This window comes from Nocardia sp. 149-1B (assembly GCF_057747975.1).
On sequence record NZ_CM173233.1, the window covers coordinates 651,465 to 671,106 of the forward strand.

The following is a 19,642-nucleotide window of genomic DNA, read 5'->3' on the forward strand; positions in this document are numbered from 1 at the left end:
GAAGCCGCGACCGCCGTGTCGAGACCAGGGGACGCGCCAGCGGACCCGCTGATGGTGGTCGAGCGAGCCGCGCGAGCGAGCTTGCGAGGTCGCGACCGGCGTGTCGAGACCGGTCGATCAACTGGCCCGTGAGGCCGACCCGACCCGCCGCGGGCCGTTGACGAGCACGAACACCGCCCACGCGGCGAGTACGACGGCCGCGACACCCAGGCCCAGCCGGGGCGGGTCGAGCGGGAGCGCGATGCCGACGAACCCGCCGATCACCCACGCCAGCTGGAGCGTCGTGTCGCTGCGCGCGAACGCGCTGGCCTGGACCCGATGGGGGATGTCGCGCTGGATGGTGGCGTCGAGGGAGAACTTCGCCAGCGCCTGACCCAGCCCCGCGACGAGGCCGAGCAGCGCGACCGCGAGCACGCCGTAGAACAGCGCCGCGACGATCGCGACCGCGACGTCGGCGATCAGCACGATGGTCACCGTGATCGCGGGCCGGATCCGCCGCAGCACCGAGGCGGCGACCACGCCCAGGAAGTTGCCGACCCCGGCCGCGCCGACGACGATGCCGGTCAGCACCTTGGGGTTCCAGTCACCGATCGGGTTCTCGCGCAGCAGGAACGCCATGAACATGATCAAGAAGCCCGCCAGCCACCGGGGTCCGCAGTTGGCCCGCAGCGCGTAGGCGACCGCCGGGGGGATCCGCGTCCGGCGGCGCCCCGAGCCACCGGGCACCTCTGACCCGAGGAGCACGAGCTCCTCCTCGCCCTGGCTCGAGTCGACCCGCGCAGGCAGCCGGATGGCCGCGACCGTGGCGATCACGAACAGCACGAACGCGTAGCGGAGCACCCACTCCGGGCCGGCCAGCGACGCCAACCCCGCGATCGGCCCCGAGATCGCGACCCCGACGATGCCCGACATCGAGACGCGGCCGTTGGCCTTGACCAGCGTGAAGTCCTTCGGCAGCAGGCGGGGTACGGCGGCCGCGCGGGTCACGCCGTACGCCTTGGACGCCACGAGCACACCGAGCGCGGCGGGGAAGAGCAGCGCCGACTCGGTGACCACCGCGTCGGCCAGCACCCAGCAGAGGAACGCCCGGATCGCCATCGTCGCGCCGATCGCCCACCGGCGGCCGTGGGCGAACCGGTCGAGGAACGGGCCGATCAGCGGGGCGACGATCGCGAACGGCAGCATCGTCAGGCCGAGGAACAGCGCCACCTGGCCGCGGGCCTCGCCGGAGGGGACCTGGAAGAACAGCGATCCGGCCAGCGAGATCGCCACCGCGGCGTCGCCGGCAGTGTTGAAGGTGTGCATCTGGATCAGCCGCGACAGCCCCGACTCGCCGGCGCCCTCGGCCTCGGCGGCCCGCCTCGCCTGCCGCATCGTGAACCGGCCGAAGCGTCGCGCCGCACGCGCTGTCGCACCCAGGCCCCGAGCGACCTTCGCCCCCCGCCCGGCGGTCGGTGTCTCGGGCGACGGGGCGGACATGGGGCCATCCTGCCGCACCCGACCTGACAGTCGGCGTCGACATGAGTCATGATTCCGGGGTGATCACGACCACGCGACCCAAGCCCGACTCCGCCACGGTGGCGGCGGTGGACGTGGCCCGCGACGCCCTCGTCGAGCAGGTCGGCGCCGCCGACGTCGGCGACCACCTCGGTCACGAGGTCGAGGGCGAGCGCGTGGTCACCCACCTCTTCGCCTGCACGCGGCCCGGGTACGTCGGGTGGCGCTGGTCGGTGACGGTCGCACGGGCGCCGCGGCAGAAGCACGTGACGATCGACGAGGTCGTGCTGATCCCCGGGGCCGAGGCGATCGTCGCGCCGCCGTGGGTGCCCTACCGCGAGCGGATCAAGCCGGGTGACCTCTCCCCGGGTGACCTGCTTCCTGTCAGCGACGACGACCCGCGGCTGGTCCCGTCGTACTCCTACGGTGACGACCCGCTCGACGCCGACGACAAGGCCCAGGTCCGCCAGGTCGCCCAGGACCTCGGCCTCGGCCGGGTCCGCACGCTCTCGCCGGAGGGCCGCGAGCTCGCCGCGCAGCGCTGGTACGACGGTGACGGCGGCCCGGACGCGCCGCTGGCGCGCTCGGCCCCGGACAGCTGCACCACCTGCGGCTTCCTGATGCGCGTCGCCGGCCCGCTCTCGGAGCTGTTCGGTGTCTGCGCCAACGGCGACGCGAACGACGACGGTCGGATCGTCTCCTTCGACCACGGCTGCGGCGCCCACTCCGAGGTGCGGTTGGCGAAGAAGCACGAGCCGCTGCCGCTGCCCGAGCCCGTCGTCGACACGATCAACCCCGACGACATCGAGACCTTCTGAGGGTCGCTCAGGCCTCGTCGGCCAGCTCGCGGCGTGCCTTGCGGCGCCGCCGGCAGTACTCCAGCCCGAAGAGCCCGAGACCGAAGCCGGACAGGCACGTCCAGAGCCACCACTCGTTCCCCGAGTCCTGCAGCCGGCCGTAGAACGGCAGCAGCGCCAGGAACCCGATCAACCAGAGCGCGGTGCCGACCTCGACCGTGCGCACCCCGTCGACGTCGAGCGGCTCGACGTCGGCGACGAAGAACGTCCGGTTGCCGAACTCGTGCTGCAGCGGCTGGTTGTCGCGAAGCTCCACGCGAGACACGCTAGTCGACAGCCCGCGCGTCTGGGATGCTTGCCGCCCGTGAGCACTCAGACGACCACGGGTCGCGGCGGCTTGGACCGCTACTTCAAGATCAGCGAGCGCGGCTCGACAGTGGGCAACGAGGTGCGTGGCGGGATCGTCACGTTCTTCACGATGTCCTACATCATCGTGCTGAACCCCCTCATCCTCGGCTTCGTCCCCGACGAGAACGGCGGATTTCTCGGCGGTGGTCCGGGTGACGGCTCCAACCTCCCGGCGATCGCGGCCGGCACCGCGCTGGTCGCCGGGGTGATGACGATCCTCATGGGCGTGGTCGCCAACTACCCGCTGGCGCTCGCGACCGGTCTGGGACTCAACGCGTTCGTGGCGTTCTCGATCGCCAACCAGATGACCTGGGCGGATGCCATGGGCCTGGTGGTCATCGAGGGTCTGGTCATCCTGGTGCTGGTGCTCACCGGGTTCCGAGAGGCCGTGTTCCACGCCGTACCCGCCCAGCTCAAGATCGCGATCTCGGTCGGCATCGGCCTGTTCATCAGCCTCATCGGTTTCGTGGACGCCGGTTTCGTGCGCCGCATCCCCGACGCGGCCCAGACGACGGTGCCGGTCCAGCTCGGTCAGACCGGGCAGCTCGCCGGATGGCCGGTGCTGGTGTTCGCGATCGGCCTGGTCCTCGTGATCACCCTGTGGGTGCGCAAGATCCACGGCGCGATCTTGATCTCGATCATCGCGACCACCGTGGTCGCGATCATCGTCGAGGCGGTCGCCGACCTCGGACAGGGCAGCGCGGACAACCCCAAGGGGTGGAGCCTCAACGTCCCCGCCTGGCCCGACGACATCATCGCGCGGCCGCACTTCGACACCGTGGGCCACTTCAGCCTCCTCGGCTCGTGGCAGAACGCGGGCGTGGTCACCGCGGTGCTGCTGATCTTCACGCTCATGCTCGCGGACTTCTTCGACACGATGGGCACGATGACCGCGATCGGCGCGGAGGCCGGCCTGCTGCAGGAGGACGGCACCCCGCCGAACACCCGGCGCATCCTCGTGGTCGACTCGCTCGCCGCGGCCGCCGGTGGTGCCGCGGGCGTCTCGTCCAACACCTCCTACATCGAGTCGGCGTCCGGCGTCGGCGAGGGCGCCCGCACCGGCCTGGCCTCGGTGGTGACCGGCGTCCTGTTCCTGGCCGCGATCTTCGTCTCCCCGGTCGTGGAGATCATCCCGTCCGAGGCGGCCGTGCCGGCGCTCGTGCTCGTCGGCTTCCTGATGATGCAGCAGGTCAAGGGCATCGACTGGGACGACCTCGAGATCGCGATCCCGGCGTTCCTCACGATCGTGCTGATGCCGTTCACCTACTCGATCTCCGTCGGCATCGGCGCCGGCTTCCTCGCCTACGTGCTGATCAAGATCGTCCGCGGCAAGGTCGCAGGGGTCCACCCGCTCATGTGGGTCGTGGCCGCGCTGTTCGTCGTCTACTTCGCTATCAACCCCATCACGAACTGGTTGAGCTGACGAGCGAAGCGATGTCGGCTCGGCCAGTGAGTGATGGGGTCGGAGCCGAGTCGGCGGTACTGCACCGCACGGCGCGAAGCGCCCACGCCGTGCGGTAGCGCCGACTCGGCGAGCCACGCGCCTCCCGCAGGCAATCCGCGACGGCGACCACAGCGCGGCGGTTGCCTCATCGGGAATGCTTAGCGTGGGTAATGAGTTATGCTAAGTACATGCCGACGCTGCAGAAGGTCACCAGGACGGACGCCGGGCTCGCCTCGGAGCTCCGGCTCAGCGTCATGCGCCTGCGTCGCCGGCTGGCCGTCGAGCGGCACCCCGACAACGAGCTGAGCATCAACCAGATGGGCGTGCTCGGCGTGCTGTTCCGCACCGGCGGCGCCTTGACGATCGGCGAGCTGGCCGCGGCCGAGAAGGTCCAGCCGCCGTCGATGACCCGCACGGTCAACTGCCTGGAGGAGAGCGGCGACGTCGTACGCCGTCCCCACGAGACCGACGGCCGCCAGGTCGTCGTCGAGCTCTCCGACCAGGGCCGTGCCCGGGTGCTGGCCGACCGCGACCGCCGCGACGCCTGGCTCGCCCGGTGCCTCAAGGAGCTCACGCCCGACGAGCGCGCCATCCTCCGCCAGGCCGCCCCCATCCTCGCCAACCTCGCTCAGAAGGACTGACCACCACACCTTGAGTCCCACGTTCCGCTCGCTGCGCAACCCCAACTACCGGCGCTACCTCGCCGGCAGCCTGGTGTCGAACACCGGCACCTGGATGCAGCGGGTGGCCCAGGACTGGCTCGTGCTCCAGCTGCCCGGCAACAGCGGCAGCGAGCTCGGCATCACCACGGGCCTCCAGTTCCTCCCGATCCTGCTGCTCAGCCCGTACGCCGGGGTCGTGGCCGACCGGTTCCCCAAGCGCCGGCTGCTGCAGGTGACGCAGGCGATGATGGCGCTCGCGTCCCTGGCTCTGGGCCTGATCGCCGTGCTGGGGGTCGCCCAGACCTGGCACGTCTACGTCATCGCAGTCCTGTTCGGCATCGGCGCGGCCTTCGACGGCCCGGCGCGCCAGTCCTTCGTCTCCGAGATGGTCGGCCCCGACGACCTCACCAACGCGGTCGGCCTCAACTCCGCGACCTTCAACGCTGCCCGCATCCTCGGCCCGGCGATCGCCGGCCTGATGATCGGCGCGCTCGGCGGCGGCGCCGAGGCGACCGGCTGGGTGATCCTGGTCAACGCGGCCTCGTACCTCGCGGTCATCGCCCAGCTCCAGCGGATGGACGCCAGGCTGCTCCACCCGCTCGAGCTGCAGCACCGCGAGCCCGGCATGCTCGTGGAGGGCGTGCGCTACGTGCGCAGCCAGCCGAAGATGGTGCTGATCATGATCATGGTGTTCTTCGCGGGCACGTTCGGCATGAACTTCCAGATCACCTCCGCGCTGATGGCGACCGAGGTGTTCGGCAAGGGTGCGGGGGAGTACGGCGTGCTGGGCTCGGCGCTGGCGGTCGGCTCGCTGACCGGGGCGCTGCTCGCCGCGCGGCGGGTCCGGGTCCGGGTGCGGCTGCTGGTCGTGGCCGCGCTGGGCTTCGGCGTCGCCGAGATCGTCGCGGGCCTGCTGCCGACCTACCTGGAGTTCACGCTGTTCGCGCCCGTGATCGGGTTCTTCACCCTGACGTTCCTCAGCTCGGCCAACGCCACGCTCCAGCTTGAGTCGGCCCCGGCGCTGCGCGGCCGGGTGATGGCGCTCTACATGACGATCCTGATGGGCGGCACCCCGCTCGGCGCTCCGATCGTCGGCTGGGTGGGTCAGCACCTCGGCGCCCGGTGGGCGCTGGAGTTCGGTGGGCTGCTCACCATCGCCGGCGTACTCTTGGCGTTGGCCGTGCATGCCCGCCTCGACGGCGGCGTGCGCACCGTTTTGACCGTGCCGAGCCGCCCGGGTAGCCTTTTTCCTCGTGTCTGGGACAACCAGGCCGTTGTGCGTGCCCGGAAGCAATCGGGGAGTCAGTTTCTCGAGTCCGGCACCGAAAACCCCGTCAGCGGAACCCTCACCGGCTCCCGTTGAGCAGTGCGGTCAGGGCGACACGCCCGACCTCGGGGGCGAGCGATTCAGGGTTGACCTAGCACCACCCGGACACACAGCAGTACACCGTGCGGACAGAGCGTCCGTACTGAGAGCGGAAAAGAAGGGGAACCACCCGGTGCCCACCATTCAGCAGTTGGTCCGCAAGGGCCGCCAGGACAAGGTGTCGAAGAACAAGACGCCTGCCCTCAAGGGTTCGCCCCAGCGACGCGGTGTGTGCACCCGCGTCTACACCACGACTCCGAAGAAGCCGAACTCCGCCCTCCGCAAGGTCGCCCGCGTGCGCCTGTCGAGCGGCGTCGAGGTCACGGCGTACATCCCGGGCGTCGGCCACAACCTCCAGGAGCACTCGATCGTGCTCGTGCGTGGCGGCCGTGTGAAGGACCTCCCCGGTGTCCGCTACAAGATCATCCGCGGCACGCTCGACACCCAGGGTGTGAAGAACCGTAAGCAGGCCCGCAGCCGCTACGGCGCCAAGAAGGAGAAGAGCTGATATGCCGCGCAAGGGTCCCGCTCCGAAGCGGCCGATCGACATCGACCCGGTCTACGGGTCGCAGCTGGTCTCGCAGCTCGTGTCCAAGGTGCTCATGGACGGCAAGAAGCAGGTCGCGCAGCGCATCGTCTACACGGCGCTCGAGGGCTGCCGGGAGAAGACCGGCACCGACCCGGTCGTCACGCTCAAGCGTGCGCTCGACAACGTGAAGCCGGCGATCGAGGTCAAGTCCCGCCGCGTCGGCGGTGCGACCTACCAGGTCCCGATCGAGGTCAAGGGCACCCGCGGCACCACGCTCGCGCTGCGCTGGCTGGTCGGCTACGCGCAGGCTCGTCGTGAGAAGACGATGTCCGAGCGCCTGATGAACGAGATCCTCGACGCTTCCAACGGCCTCGGTGCCGCGGTGAAGAAGCGTGAGGACACCCACAAGATGGCCGAGTCCAACAAGGCCTTCGCGCACTACCGCTGGTGACTTCGGTGGGAGCCGGCACCCCGGCTCCCACCAACACCGGTCTTCCTACTTTCTAAGGAACGCACAGACAGTGGCTGTCGACATCACCACGGACCTCAACAAGGTCCGCAACATCGGCATCATGGCGCACATCGACGCCGGCAAGACCACCACCACCGAGCGCATCCTCTTCTACACCGGTATCACCTACAAGATCGGTGAGGTCCACGAGGGCGCGGCCACGATGGACTGGATGGAGCAGGAGCAGGAGCGCGGCATCACCATCACGTCCGCCGCGACGACCTGCTGGTGGAAGGACCACCAGATCAACATCATCGACACCCCCGGACACGTGGACTTCACCGCCGAGGTCGAGCGCTCGCTGCGCGTCCTCGACGGCGCGGTCGCGGTCTTCGACGGTGTTGCTGGTGTCGAGCCCCAGACGATGACGGTGTGGCGGCAGGCCAACAAGTACTCCGTGCCCCGGATGTGCTTCGTCAACAAGCTCGACCGCACCGGCGCGGACTTCTTCCGCTGCGTGGACATGATGGTCGAGCGCCTCAACTCCACCCCGCTGGTCCTGCAGCTGCCGATCGGCGCGGAGTCGGACTTCCTCGGTGTCGTCGACCTGGTCGGGATGCGCGCGCTCACCTGGCGCGGCGAGACCAAGATGGGCGAGGACTACGAGGTCGAGGAGATCCCCGCGGACATGGCCGAGCAGGCCGCCGAGTACCGCGAGAAGTTCCTCGAGACGCTGGCCGACGCCGACGACGCCGTCATGGAGAAGTTCCTCGAGGGCGAGGAGATCCCCGTCGACGAGCTCGAGGCGGCGATCCGTCGCGCGACCCTGGCCGACAAGGTCAACCCGGTCCTGTGCGGCACTGCGTTCAAGAACAAGGGCGTCCAGCCCCTGCTCGACGCGGTCGTGAAGTACCTGCCCTCGCCGCTCGACATCGGTGAGATCATCGGTCACTCCGTCAAGGACGAGAACGAGCAGGTCTCCCGCAAGCCGGCTGACTCCGAGCCGTTCTCCGGGCTGGCCTACAAGATCGCCTCGGACCCGCACCTCGGCAAGCTGATCTACGTCCGGGTCTACTCCGGCAAGCTCGAGGCCGGCTCGACGGTGGTCAACTCCGTCAACGGCCGCAAGGAGCGGATCGGCAAGGTCTACCAGATGCACGCCAACAAGCGCGAGGAGATCGCGTCGGTCGGTGCTGGCCAGATCGTGGCGGTCATGGGTCTCAAGGACACCAAGACCGGCCACACCCTGTCCGACCCGCAGCACCAGGTCGTGCTCGAGTCCATGACGTTCCCGGCCCCGGTGATCGAGGTCGCGATCGAGCCCAAGACGAAGAGCGACCAGGAGAAGCTCGGTACGGCGATCCAGCGCCTCTCCGACGAGGACCCGACGTTCACCGTCAAGTCCGACGAGGAGACCGGCCAGACGATCATCGCCGGCATGGGTGAGCTGCACCTGGAGATCCTCGTCGACCGGATGCGCCGCGAGTTCCGCGTGGAGGCCACCGTTGGCAAGCCGCAGGTCGCCTACCGCGAGACCGTCCGCCGCAAGGTGGAGAACCACAGCTACACCCACAAGAAGCAGACCGGTGGTTCGGGTCAGTTCGCGAAGGTCGTCATCTCCCTCGAGCCCAACATCGACCCGGAGACCGGCACCGGCGCGGGCTATGAGTTCGTGAACAACGTGTCGGGTGGTCGCGTCCCGCGCGAGTACATCCCCTCGGTCGACCAGGGCGGCCAGGACGCCATGGAGTTCGGCGTGCTCGCCGGCTACCCGATGGTCGACGTGAAGTTCACGCTCGAGGACGGCGCCTACCACGACGTCGACTCGTCCGAGCTCGCGTTCAAGATCGCCGGCAACCAGGCCTTCAAGGAGGCCGCTCGCCAGGCGAAGCCTGTGCTGCTCGAGCCGATGTTCGCCGTGGAGGTGACCACGCCGGAGAGCTTCCTCGGCACGGTCATCGGCGACATCAACAGCCGACGCGGCCAGATCCAGGCACAGGAGGAGCGTCACGGTGACATGGTCATCAACGCCCTTGTGCCGCTGTCCGAGATGTTCGGGTACGTTGGCGACCTGAGGTCCAAGACCTCCGGCCAGGCTTCGTACTCGATGGAGTTCGACTCGTACGCCGAGGTTCCCACGAACATCGCCGACGAGATCATCAAGAAGGTGCGCGGCGAGTAGTCGCGGCGGACCCTCGGCACCACCACCAGCAAGTACGAGTCAAGTAACAACCCAACCAGGAGGAGCCCACAGTGGCTAAGGCGAAGTTCGAGCGGACCAAGCCGCACGTCAACATCGGAACCATCGGTCACATCGACCACGGCAAGACGACGTTGACCGCAGCAATCACCAAGGTGCTGCACGACAAGTTTCCGGACCTGAACCCCTTCACGCCGTTCGACGAGATCGACAAGGCCCCTGAGGAGCGTCAGCGCGGTATCACCATCTCGATCGCGCACGTCGAGTACCAGACCGAGTCGCGCCACTACGCGCACGTCGACTGCCCCGGTCACGCGGACTACATCAAGAACATGATCACCGGCGCGGCCCAGATGGACGGCGCGATCCTCGTGGTCGCCGCCACCGACGGCCCGATGCCGCAGACCCGTGAGCACGTGCTGCTCGCGCGCCAGGTCGGCGTGCCCGCCCTGGTGGTCGCCCTGAACAAGTGCGACATGGTCGACGACGAGGAGCTCATCGAGCTCGTCGAGATGGAGGTGCGCGAGCTCCTCTCCGAGTACGAGTTCCCGGGCGACGACATCCCGGTCGTGCGCGTTGCGGCCTTCCCGGCCCTCAACGGCGACGCCAAGTGGGGCGAGTCGATCCTCGAGCTGATGGACGCGGTCGACGAGGCCATCCCCACCCCCGAGCGTGAGACGGACAAGCCGTTCCTCATGCCGGTCGAGGACGTCTTCACGATCACGGGTCGTGGCACCGTCATCACGGGCCGCATCGAGCGCGGCATCGTGAAGGTCGGCGAGGAGGTCGAGATCGTCGGCATCCGCGAGGGCTCGCAGAAGAGCACCGTCACCGGTGTCGAGATGTTCCGCAAGCTGCTCGACGAGGGCCAGGCCGGTGAGAACGTCGGTCTGCTGCTTCGTGGCACCAAGCGCGAGGACGTCGAGCGCGGCATGGTCGTCATCAAGCCGGGCACCACGACCCCGCACACCAACTTCGAGGCCTCGGTCTACATCCTCTCGAAGGAGGAGGGCGGCCGTCACACGCCGTTCTTCAACAACTACCGTCCGCAGTTCTACTTCCGGACGACGGACGTGACCGGCGTCGTGACCCTTCCTGAGGGCACCGAGATGGTCATGCCCGGCGACAACACCGAGATGGTCGTCGAGCTGATCCAGCCGATCGCCATGGACGAGGGTCTGCGCTTCGCGATCCGCGAGGGCGGCCGCACCGTCGGCGCCGGCCGGGTCACCAAGATCACGAAGTGATCGCCTGATCCAAACGAAGGGCCCCGAAAGCTGCGCAGCAGCTTTCGGGGCCCTTTGCTTTGGATCAGGCATCGCTCTCCTGTTGCGAGCCGAGTCGGCGGTTCTTAACCGCTCGGGCGCGCAGCGCCCCGTCCGTGAAGTTGCGCCGACTCGGCGATCCCCAGCGGACCCGCAAGCCGAGGACGGACGTCGAGCCGCCAGCCGCCGACCTGCAGATGCGCCGACTCGGCACCCTCACGCGTGCAGTAGCGCCGACTCGGCACTCCTCAGACCTGCAGTGGCGCCGACTCGCACCTAACCCACGAGGGCGTTCAGCGCCTCGGCGAAGACCTCGGTGTGGCGATCCACGTCGGCCTCGGTGTGCGCCGGTGAGAACAGCGCCATGTTGTGGAACGGCGTGAGCAGGACGCCCCGGTTGAGGCACCACAGGTGCAAGAACCCCTCGAGCTCCTCGTCGACGGCCGCAGCGGCCGCTGCGCCGTCACGTGGGGGAGGGCAGAACCAGTACTCCGCGCGACAGCCGAGGCGTTGCACGTGCCAGGGCAGTCCGTGCTCGGCGATGACCCGGGCCACGCCGGCAGCGAACCGTTCGGCGAGTGGGATCGCGACGGCGAAGTCGTCCTCACGCAGGCAGGTCGACAGCGTGGCGCGGATCGCCGCGAGCGCGAGCGCATTGCCCGTGAGTGTGCCGCCGACCCCGGCGACGTCGATCTCGTGGCCGACCATCGGCCCCGTGAGGCGCTCGGCCACCTCGGCGCTCATGCCGTACGCCGCGCAGGGCACACCGCCGCCGATGGGCTTCCCGACCACCACCAGATCGGGCTCCAGGCCCCAGGCCGCGGTGGCGCCGCCCGGCCCGGTGCACAGCGTGTGGGTCTCGTCGATCACCAGCAGCACGCCGTGCCTCCGGGTGATCTCCCGGACGGCGTCGAGATATCCGGCCTCGGGCAGCACGATGCCGATGTTGGTCAGCGCCGGCTCCATGAGCAGGCAGGCGACGTCGCCCTCGGCCAGCCTGCGCTCGAGTGCCTCGGCGTCGTTGAAGGGCACCACGGCGGTGGTCTGCGCGACGTCGACCTGCGGGCCGAGGGCGCCGGGGCGAGCGACCACCCGATCGCCGTCGAGGATCGCGAGCGTCTCGTCCACGGTGCCGTGGTAGCACCAGTCCATCACTGCGATGCGGGGCCGGCCGGTGAGGTGCCGGGCGAAGCGGAGCACGAACCGGTTGGCGTCGGTCGCCGACATGGCCAGCTGCCAGGTGGGCAGCCCGAACCGGCGGGCGAGCTCCTCGGCCACCCAGATCGCGTCCGCGGACGGCAACATCGTGGTGATGCCGGTGCGCGCGCGGTCCGCGATGGCATCGGCGACCTGCGGGAGCGCGTGCCCCGTCATCGCACCGGTGTCCCCCAGACAGAGGTCGACGTACTCATGCCCGTCGACGTCCACCAGCCGCGCGCCCGAGGCGGTGTCGAAGAAGAGCGGATACCTGCCGGGCCACCGCGTCATCCAGGGCATGGGCACGCCCGCGAGCAGTGGCCCGCGGGCGCGCGCCGAGAGCTCGGCGGAGCGAGGATGGTCGGCGACGAAGCGCTCCTCCTCGGTGGTCCGGAGGTCGGTGAGGCGGCGTCTGTCCAGCACGCCGCCAACCTAGTGCCTCAGTGGGCCGCCACCGGGACGTTCGCGTGCGTCACGGGCCAGGTCACCCGGGTGTGGACCTGCTCCGGGTCGACGTCGCGGGCCGAGAGGTACTCCTCCCACATCGCCTCCTGGTCCAGGACCAGGTGGTGCCGGGCGGCGTAGTCCTGCAGAGCGTCGTAGGTCTCGGTGAGGCGCTCGTAGGGCCCGATGTGCACGGTGGAGATGACCCGGCCGGCGGGCAGCCGCATCACTTCGATGTTCCCGTCGCTCTCGAAGGCATCGTCGACCACGAAGCCCGCCGAGACGCGGAAGTGGCCGTTGGTCTGCTTGGTGTAGTAGCCCACAGCGGGTCCGGTGATCGTCACGCCCACCTGAGCCAGGTAGCGCGCCACGGTGCCGAACGACGCGGCCATCAGCTCGGCGATGTCCTCGTGCTCCCAGGGGAACGACGTGACCGCGATCCTGCGTCCGGCCTCGTGTACGTCGTCGATGGTCTGGTTCATGTCTCCCCACTACCTGTCGTTGATCTGTCACCTCCGACGCTAGAAACCCGGCCGGGACGCGAGTAGGGCCGAAGGGCACGGTTGGCAGGGACGCCCGGCAGGCGCCGAGGCCCGAACCGCAGGGGTGGGGGAGGATTGGCGCCGTGCTCGACCACCCAGACGTCCCGGACGATGCGCCCGACACCCCGGACGGGGTGCGGCCCGCGCGCCCGCACCACAAGCTCACCGAGGACGGCCGGCGGATGCGGGAGGTGCTCAGCTACTCCCGACGCGGCAACCGGTTCACACCGCGTCAGCAGCTCGCGTGGGATGCCTACGCCGAGTGCTGGTGGGTGCCGGACGAGGCGGTCGACGACCCGGGCTTCTCGCTGGCGGCCTGCTTCGGGCGTACGGCGCCGCTGATCGTCGAGATCGGCTCAGGGATCGGGGAGTCGACCGTGGAGCTCGCCGCCACCCGGCCCGACCACGACGTGGTGGCGTTCGAGGTCTGGCTGCCCGGGGTCGCCGACACCCTGGGGCGTGTGGGGGAGGCCGGCCTGTCGAACGTCCGCCTGCTCAGCGTCGACGCCGTGTGGTCGATGGAGCACCTGGTCGCCCCGGGCACCCTGGCCGCGCTCTGGACGTTCTTCCCCGACCCCTGGCACAAGACCAGGCACCACAAGAGGCGTCTGGTGACGCGGGCGTTCGCCCGCCTCGCGGCGGAGCGCCTCGCTCCCGGTGCCGAGTGGCGCCTCGCGACCGACTGGGCGGACTACGCCGACCAGATGGTCGAGGTGCTCGACGCGGAGCCGCTGCTCGAGGGCGGCGTCGTCGACCGGTGGGACGAGCGGCCGCTGACCAGGTTCGAGCGCAAGGGGCTCGCCGCCGGCCGGGGGATCACCGACCTCGCCTACCGCCGGGTCTAGCCGCTCATCGAGCGGCCGGAGGGGCGGTCGTACGTCGGACCACGAGGCGGGTGGGCAGCAGCACCTGCTCGGGCTTCCACGCGGGATGCGTGAGCGATCGCAGGACCTGGAGGGCGGCCACCCGGCCCTGCTCGTGGACCGGTTGCGCCACCGTGGTCAGCTCGAAGAACCCGGCCATCTCGTGGTCGTCGATCCCGATCACCGACAGGTCCTCGGGGACTGCCAGCCCGAGCTCGCGGGCCGCGCGCATCACCCCGATCGCCATCTCGTCGGAGGCGGCGAAGATCGCGGTCGGCGGGTTCGCCCGCTCGAGCAGCTCCCGGCCCGCGCGCATCCCGCCCGCGAAGGTGAACTCGCCGTTGGCCTCGAGGTCGGGGTCGGGCGCCAGGCCGGCCTCGAGGAGCGAGTCCCGGTAGCCGGCCAGCCGAGCCGTGGGCGCGGTGAAGTCCAGAACGCCCTCCGTGGCGCCGCCGACGTAGCCGATCCGTCGGTGCCCGAGCGAGATCAGGTGCTCCATCGCGGTGGCGGCCGCAAGGCGGTCGTCGATCCGGACGGTGGCCCAGCCGGGGAGGTCCGCACCGACCACGGTCACGGGGCGTCCGATCCGCTCGAGGCGCTGCAGCTCCTCGGGGCTGGGCTTGAGGCTGAGCACCAGCACCGCGTCGACCCGCTTGGTCAGCAGGCTGGTCTCGAAGACCCGGTGCCGGGCCGAGGAGTCGCCGGCGAGGTTGTAGAGCAGGAGGTCGTAGCCGCGTTCGCGGAGCACCTCCTCGGCGCCCTGGACGACCGCCGCGAAGAACCAGCGGGTCACGAACGGGACGATCACGGCCACCGTCCGGGTCTGCCCGCTGGCCAGCCCCGCGGCGCTGGGGGAGGGCACGTAGCCCAACCGGCGAGCGGTCTCCTGGATCCGGCTGCGGGTCTCCTCCGAGACGCCGGGCAGGCCGCGCAGGGCGCGCGAGACGGTCGCGGTCGACATCTCGACCTCGCGGGCCACGTCCTTGATCCCGGTCATCGCGGGAGCGCTCCCACTTTACCGGTCCAGGCACTACGATGAGGCCCATGAGCCTGCACCTGCCTGACGGAACGACCCTCCAGTACGGCGCCGCGACGGCGTCCTACCAGATCGAGGGGGCGAGCACCGAGGACGGACGCGGGCCCTCCATCTGGGACACCTTCACCGCTCGGCCCGGCACCATCCGGGACAGCTCCGACGGGTCGGTCGCCTGCGACTCCTACCACCGCTACGAGGAGGACGTCGACCTGCTCGCCGGCCTCGGCGTCGGGTGGTATCGCTTCTCCGTCTCCTGGTCCCGGATCCTGCCCGAGGGCACCGGGCGCGTCGAGACCCGGGGCCTGGACTACTACGACCGCCTCGTCGACGCGCTGCTGGCCCGCGGCATCTCCCCGACCGGCACGTTCTACCACTGGGACCTGCCCCAGGCGCTCGAGGACCGCGGCGGCTGGACCGAGCGATCGACGGCCGAGGCGTTCGCCGACTACGCCATGATCGTGCACGAGCGCCTCGGTGACCGGGTCGGTGTCTGGGCGACGCACAACGAGCCGTGGTGCGCGGCGTACCTCGGCTACGCCGCCGGCATCCACGCCCCCGGCCGTCGTGAGGGCGGGGCCGGTCACGTCGCCGCCCATCACCTGCTGCTGGGTCACGGACTCGCCGCGCAGCGACTGCACGCCGCCGGGGTCACCGACCTGGGCATCGTGCTCAACCTGGTCCCGGTGTGGCCGGAGACCCCCGAGGTCAAGGCCGCTGCCGACGGGATCGACGCGATCCGCAACCGGGTCTGGTTGGGCCCCCTGGTGGACGGTGCGTACGACGAGGGCATGCTCGCCGTCGCGCCCGAGCTCGCCGACCCCGCGGTGGTCCGGGACGGCGACCTCGACCTGGTCCGCGGATCCGCTGACTGGATCGGGGTCAACTACTACACGCCGGTGCGTCCGGCGGTGGCCGACCCGGCGCTGGAGGTCCACCCCGAGCTCGACGCCTACCCCGGGTCCGCCCCGGTGTCGTTCGTGGTCCGTGAGCCGCGCACGGACATCGGGTGGGAGGTCGACGCGTCGGGCTTGGAGGAGCTGCTCGTCGAGACCCACCGCCGCACCGGCCTGCCGCTGATGGTGACCGAGAACGGCGCGGCCTACCCGGACGACGTCCTCGAGGGAGACTCGGGTGTGGTCGACGACCAGGACCGGATCGGCTACCTGCGCGACCACATCGCCGCCACCGAGCGAGCCCGGGCGGCGGGAGCCGACATCCGGGCCTACTTCGTGTGGACCTTGCTGGACAACTTCGAGTGGGCCGAGGGCTACACGAAGACGTTCGGTGTCGTCCACGTCGACCCCGAGGACCAGACGCGAACGCCGAAGGCGTCCTACCGCTGGCTCGCCGAGCACATCGGCGCCAGCCGCTAGGGAGACAGGCCGTCGAGGCTCCCGATCCCGCGTCCGACCGACCGGGACGGCCGCGGGATCGGGTGCCATCGACCTAGCCCTTGACGCTGCCGGCCAGCAGGCCGCGCACGAAGTAGCGCTGCAGCGACAAGAACACGACCAGCGGGATGGCGAGGGAGAGGAACGCGCCCGACGCCAGCAGTTGCCAGTCCTGCCCGCGCTCACCGACCATCAGCTGGAGCTGCACGGTCATCGGGGTGATCTCGGGGGAGCTGAAGACCTTCGCCACCAGCAGGTCGTTCCAGACCCACAGGAACTGGAAGATGCCGAACGCCGCGATGGCCGGTGCCATGAGCGGCAGCATCATCCGGGTGAAGATCTGCACGTGGCCCGCACCGTCCACGCGTGCAGACTCGATGAGCTCACCCGGAATCTCCCGCATGAAGTTGTGCAGCAGGAAGATCGCCAACGGCAGCGCGAAGATCGTGTGCGAGAGCCACAGCTCGTAGAGGCCGCCCGCCGGTGCGTCCCGCCCGGCGAGCGAGGGGAGCCCGAACGGCGGCTGGCTGTAGAGCTTGAGCAGCGGGACCATCGTGACCTGGATCGGCACGATCTGCAGCGCGAAGACGGCGACGAACAGCGTGTCCCGGCCTCGGAACTGCATCCATGCGAAGGCGTAGGCGGCGAGCGTCGCCAGCGCGATCGGGATCAGCACGCCCGGGATCGTGATCACGATCGAGTTGATGAGGTTCGTGCTGAGGCCGGTGTTCGAGGCGCCGCCGTTCAGCGTGTCCTTGTAGTTCTGCAACGTGAAGGACGGGTGGGTGAACACGTTCCACCAGCCGTTGGCCTTGACCTGGTCCTCCGGTCGGAACGAGGACACCAGCAGGCCGAACGTCGGCACCGTCCAGAGGACGGCGATGACCATCGCGGCGCCGGAGGCGAACCGGCCGGTGAGCCCGGCCTTGGCGACGGCGGACGCCGAGCGAGGGGGCGGGGGCGTGCCGGCGCCGGGAACCTGGGGCGCGATCGGGGTCGAGGTGGTCATCGTGCCTCCAACTTGCGCAGCTGACGGACGTTGTAGATGACGACGGGCGAGACGAGCACGAAGATCATCACGGCGATCGCGGTGGCCAGACCCTGGTTGTTCGCGACGAAGTTCTGTCGGTAGAACTCATAGGCCAAGACGCTGGTGTCGAAATTGCCGCCGGTCGCGGTCTGCACGATGTCGAAGACCTTCAGGGTCGCGATCGTGATCGTGGTGAGGACCACGATGAGCGAGGGCCGGATGCTCGGCACGGTGATGTGGCGGAACATCTTCCAGCCGCCGACCCCGTCGAGCCGTGCGGCCTCGACGATGTCGTCGGGGATCGCCTTGATCGAGGCCGACAGGATCGTCATCGCGAAGCCTGCCTGGACCCAGATCAGGATCACGATCAGGAAGAGCGTGTTCCACGGGGGCGTGAGCAGGAAGTTGTAGGTGTTCAGTCCGAGCCAGTCGAGGAACTGGTTGGCCAGCCCGATCTGCTCGAGCTTCTTGCCGCCGCCGCCCGAGGAGCTGGACTTGTAGTCGTAGACGAACTTCCAGATGATCGAGGCCGCCACCATCGAGATGGCCATCGGCAGGAACAGCAGCGCCTTGGCGATCTTCTCGAACCTGGCCCGGTCGACCAGGACGGCGTAGACCAACCCGATGCCGGTGGAGAAGATCGGCGTGAGCAGCACCCAGAGCAGGGTGTTGCGGAGGACCGTTATCTCGTTCTTGTTGGTGAACAGGGTCTTGTAGTTGTCCAGGCCCACCCACTGCGGGTTGAACGGATCGGCGCTGTGCAGCGACTGCCACACGGTGACGCCGGCGGGGTAGAGCAGGCCGACCCCGATCAGAAGCAAAGCCGGCCCGAGGAACGCGGCGGCCTGTACTCGCTCCCCAGCGCGCGACCTCAGGCGCTGGGTCAGCAGCAAGATGATGGCCATCACGCCGAAGAACAGCGCGATGGCGATGACCATCTGGATCAGTTTCTCTTGTGTGGTCACAACCCACCCGTCTCTCGTCCGATCGGTCGCGCGCTCACGCGGCCCCAGGTGACAAACCGCGGAGCGCCGGGGCGGACAGGAGGTCCGCCCCGGCGCTCCGGTCGATCAGGAAGCCGGCCAGGAAGCCTCGATGTTGTCGAGGGCGTCCTTGGTGCTCTCACCGGTGATCCAGGAGGTCATCTCCTTCCAGAAGGAGCCGGCGCCGACGGCGCTGGGCATCTGGTCGGAACCGTCGAAGCGGAAGACGGCCTCGGGGTCCTGGAAGATCGACGCGGACAGCTGGTCGATCGGGCTGCTGAGGTTGTCGATGCTCAGACCGGTGTTGGCGCTGACCCAGCCGCCGCCCGGCGTCGCCTTGGCCTTCTCGTTGGCCCACACGTCGGTCGACAGGTAGGTCTGGAACGCCTGGACCTCGGCCCGGTCGGAGAACGCGGTCACGAACTCGCCACCGCCGAGGACCGGCTTGCCGTTGTCGGCGTTGGTGGTGGGCAGGTAGAACGCGAACACCTTGCCGTCCTTGGACACGTCGGTGCCCTCAGGCCACTGCGCGGCGTAGAACGACGCCATGCGGTACATCGCGCACTCGCCCTTGAGGATCGGCTGGCCGCCGTCCTGGAACGCCGTGGTGGCGATGGAGTTGACGTCGCCGAAGCCGCCGTTGACGTACTTCGGGTCCTTCAGGATGCTACCGACGCGGTCCAGCGCCTCGGCGACAGCCGGGTCGTTGAACGGGATGTCGTGGTTGACCCACTGGTCGTAGACGTCCGGACCGGCGTCGCGAAGGAGGACATCCTCCAGCCAGTCGGTGGCCGGCCAGCCGGTGGCCTCGCCGGACTCGATGCCCGCACACCAGGGCTTGATGCCCGTGGCGGCGATCGTGTCGGAGAGCGCCATCATGTCGTCCCAGGTCTCCGGGACGGTCCAGCCGTTCTTCTTGAACATCTCCGGGGAGTACCAGACGAAGGACTTCACGCTCGCGCCGAGCGGGGCGGCGTAGAGCTTGCCGTCCACGCTGCCGTAGCCCTTCCAGTCCTCGCCGAACCACTTGTCGACGTTGTCGGAGACCTGGGAGGGAGCCTCCACGGCCTTGCCCGACGACACGACGGTCTTGAGCAGACCGGGCTGCGGGATGTAGGCGATGTCGGGCTGCGTGCCCGCCTTGAGGCGCACCACCAGCTGGGTCTCGAACTGGTCGGAGCCTTCGTACTTGACCTTGGCCCCCGTGCAGGTGGTGAAGAGCTTGTAGGAATCCTCCTGGGCCTGCTGCTCCGGAGGCAGGATCGAGGTGTAGATCGAGACGGTCTTGCCGGTCAGGTCGCCGAAGTCGGCGAGCTGCTCGAGGCCCTTGCACTCGGCCTTGTCCTTGCCCGGCCAGGTGCCGGAGGCCTTGCCACCGCTACCGCCGTCGCTGTCACTGCCGCCACATCCGGCAAGGACGAGCCCCGCGGTCACGAGGACCGCGGCTGCCGCGACCCCCTTGCGCGTGTTGCGTGATTGCATGCGTGCTTCCTCTCTGCGTTGTCAGCAGGTCCGTCCTGGGTCCGCGTGCCCGAAA

Annotated in this window: 18 protein-coding genes; 10 read left to right on the plus strand and 8 right to left on the minus strand. The window is 69.3% G+C overall.

The features are described 5' to 3' along the window. Positions 1–117 precede the first annotated feature (117 nt). A complete protein-coding gene (locus AC3ANS_RS03045; RefSeq protein ID WP_488294697.1) occupies positions 118–1,479 on the minus strand; it encodes an MFS transporter in 1,362 nt (453 codons plus the stop codon). 59 nt (positions 1,480–1,538) lie between these two features. On the opposite strand from AC3ANS_RS03045, the gene AC3ANS_RS03050 reads away from it, so the two are divergent. After that, positions 1,539–2,315 (plus strand): DUF3027 domain-containing protein, encoded by a 777-nt coding sequence (locus AC3ANS_RS03050; protein WP_488294698.1) that lies wholly within the window; start codon positions 1,539–1,541, stop codon positions 2,313–2,315. A 7-nt stretch (positions 2,316–2,322) separates the two neighbouring features. Here AC3ANS_RS03050 and AC3ANS_RS03055 read toward each other — a convergent pair whose 3' ends face one another. Next, the gene (locus AC3ANS_RS03055; protein ID WP_488294699.1) at positions 2,323–2,610 is read right to left on the minus strand and encodes a DUF2530 domain-containing protein; all 288 of its coding nucleotides are present in this window, start codon (positions 2,608–2,610) and stop codon (positions 2,323–2,325) included. Between the two features lie 48 nt (positions 2,611–2,658). Here AC3ANS_RS03055 and AC3ANS_RS03060 point away from each other — a divergent pair, with 48 nt between their 5' ends. The 7 genes from AC3ANS_RS03060 (at position 2,659) to tuf (ending at position 10,601) form a co-directional block, all read left to right on the plus strand. Further along, complete coding sequence (locus tag AC3ANS_RS03060; protein ID WP_488294700.1) at positions 2,659–4,125, plus strand: NCS2 family permease; 1,467 nt, start codon at positions 2,659–2,661, stop codon at positions 4,123–4,125. A gap of 209 nt (positions 4,126–4,334) precedes the next feature. Further along, entirely contained in the window at positions 4,335–4,787 is a 453-nt protein-coding gene (locus AC3ANS_RS03065; protein ID WP_488294701.1) for a MarR family winged helix-turn-helix transcriptional regulator, read from the plus strand. 10 nt (positions 4,788–4,797) lie between these two features. Further along, entirely contained in the window at positions 4,798–6,171 is a 1,374-nt protein-coding gene (locus tag AC3ANS_RS03070; protein ID WP_488294702.1) for an MFS transporter, read from the plus strand. Positions 6,172–6,307: 136 nt separating this feature from the next. Beyond that, positions 6,308–6,682 (plus strand): 30S ribosomal protein S12, encoded by a 375-nt coding sequence (gene rpsL / locus AC3ANS_RS03075; RefSeq protein ID WP_011757353.1) that lies wholly within the window; start codon positions 6,308–6,310, stop codon positions 6,680–6,682. 1 nt (position 6,683) lies between these two features. After that, positions 6,684–7,154 (plus strand): 30S ribosomal protein S7, encoded by a 471-nt coding sequence (gene rpsG, locus AC3ANS_RS03080; protein WP_488294703.1) that lies wholly within the window; start codon positions 6,684–6,686, stop codon positions 7,152–7,154. Positions 7,155–7,224: 70 nt separating this feature from the next. After that, positions 7,225–9,336: an elongation factor G gene (fusA, locus tag AC3ANS_RS03085; RefSeq protein WP_488294704.1), complete on the plus strand. Its 2,112-nt coding sequence runs from the start codon at positions 7,225–7,227 to the stop codon at positions 9,334–9,336. 71 nt (positions 9,337–9,407) lie between these two features. After that, positions 9,408–10,601 (plus strand): elongation factor Tu, encoded by a 1,194-nt coding sequence (gene tuf, locus AC3ANS_RS03090; RefSeq protein ID WP_488294705.1) that lies wholly within the window; start codon positions 9,408–9,410, stop codon positions 10,599–10,601. Positions 10,602–10,895: 294 nt separating this feature from the next. On the opposite strand, the gene AC3ANS_RS03095 is transcribed toward tuf, so the two are convergent. Together AC3ANS_RS03095 and AC3ANS_RS03100 are read right to left on the minus strand one after the other, a co-directional pair. Then, a complete protein-coding gene (locus AC3ANS_RS03095) occupies positions 10,896–12,239 on the minus strand; it encodes an aspartate aminotransferase family protein (RefSeq protein WP_488294706.1) in 1,344 nt (447 codons plus the stop codon). 17 nt (positions 12,240–12,256) lie between these two features. After that, the gene (locus tag AC3ANS_RS03100) at positions 12,257–12,742 is read right to left on the minus strand and encodes a GyrI-like domain-containing protein (protein ID WP_488294707.1); all 486 of its coding nucleotides are present in this window, start codon (positions 12,740–12,742) and stop codon (positions 12,257–12,259) included. A 143-nt stretch (positions 12,743–12,885) separates the two neighbouring features. On the opposite strand from AC3ANS_RS03100, the gene trmB reads away from it, so the two are divergent. Next, positions 12,886–13,647 (plus strand): tRNA (guanosine(46)-N7)-methyltransferase TrmB, encoded by a 762-nt coding sequence (gene trmB / locus AC3ANS_RS03105; RefSeq protein ID WP_488294708.1) that lies wholly within the window; start codon positions 12,886–12,888, stop codon positions 13,645–13,647. 4 nt (positions 13,648–13,651) lie between these two features. Here the strand turns inward: trmB and AC3ANS_RS03110 are convergent, their stop codons facing one another. Then, positions 13,652–14,662, minus strand: coding sequence for a LacI family DNA-binding transcriptional regulator (locus AC3ANS_RS03110; protein WP_488294709.1), 1,011 nt, complete (start codon positions 14,660–14,662; stop codon positions 13,652–13,654). 47 nt (positions 14,663–14,709) lie between these two features. On the opposite strand from AC3ANS_RS03110, the gene AC3ANS_RS03115 reads away from it, so the two are divergent. Continuing rightward, positions 14,710–16,074 (plus strand): GH1 family beta-glucosidase, encoded by a 1,365-nt coding sequence (locus tag AC3ANS_RS03115; protein ID WP_488294710.1) that lies wholly within the window; start codon positions 14,710–14,712, stop codon positions 16,072–16,074. Positions 16,075–16,147: 73 nt separating this feature from the next. Here AC3ANS_RS03115 and AC3ANS_RS03120 read toward each other — a convergent pair whose 3' ends face one another. The 3 genes from AC3ANS_RS03120 to AC3ANS_RS03130 form a co-directional block, all read right to left on the minus strand. Beyond that, entirely contained in the window at positions 16,148–17,101 is a 954-nt protein-coding gene (locus tag AC3ANS_RS03120; protein ID WP_488294711.1) for a carbohydrate ABC transporter permease, read from the minus strand. Beyond that, a complete protein-coding gene (locus tag AC3ANS_RS03125) occupies positions 17,098–18,060 on the minus strand; it encodes a carbohydrate ABC transporter permease (RefSeq protein WP_488294712.1) in 963 nt (320 codons plus the stop codon). Before AC3ANS_RS03125 ends, AC3ANS_RS03120 begins: the two co-directional genes overlap by 4 nt. Before the next feature lie 132 nt (positions 18,061–18,192). After that, on the minus strand, positions 18,193–19,587 hold the full coding sequence (locus AC3ANS_RS03130) for an ABC transporter substrate-binding protein (protein ID WP_488294713.1): 1,395 nt from the start codon (positions 19,585–19,587) through the stop codon (positions 18,193–18,195). Positions 19,588–19,642 lie beyond the last annotated feature (55 nt).

Excerpts from the sequence above, each read along its gene's own strand:
- AC3ANS_RS03045 (WP_488294697.1), bottom strand. The coding sequence starts at position 1,479 with ATGTCCGCCCCGTCGCCCGAGACACCGACCGCCGGGCGGGGGGCGAAG.
- AC3ANS_RS03065 (WP_488294701.1), top strand. The coding sequence starts at position 4,335 with ATGCCGACGCTGCAGAAGGTCACCAGGACGGACGCCGGGCTCGCCTCG.
- rpsG (WP_488294703.1), top strand. The coding sequence starts at position 6,684 with ATGCCGCGCAAGGGTCCCGCTCCGAAGCGGCCGATCGACATCGACCCG.
- AC3ANS_RS03100 (WP_488294707.1), bottom strand. The coding sequence starts at position 12,742 with ATGAACCAGACCATCGACGACGTACACGAGGCCGGACGCAGGATCGCG.
- AC3ANS_RS03110 (WP_488294709.1), bottom strand. The coding sequence starts at position 14,662 with ATGACCGGGATCAAGGACGTGGCCCGCGAGGTCGAGATGTCGACCGCG.
- AC3ANS_RS03115 (WP_488294710.1), top strand. The coding sequence starts at position 14,710 with ATGAGCCTGCACCTGCCTGACGGAACGACCCTCCAGTACGGCGCCGCG.
- AC3ANS_RS03120 (WP_488294711.1), bottom strand. The coding sequence starts at position 17,101 with ATGACCACCTCGACCCCGATCGCGCCCCAGGTTCCCGGCGCCGGCACG.
- AC3ANS_RS03125 (WP_488294712.1), bottom strand. The coding sequence starts at position 18,060 with ATGGTCATCGCCATCGCGCTGTTCTTCGGCGTGATGGCCATCATCTTG.
- AC3ANS_RS03130 (WP_488294713.1), bottom strand. The coding sequence starts at position 19,587 with ATGCAATCACGCAACACGCGCAAGGGGGTCGCGGCAGCCGCGGTCCTC.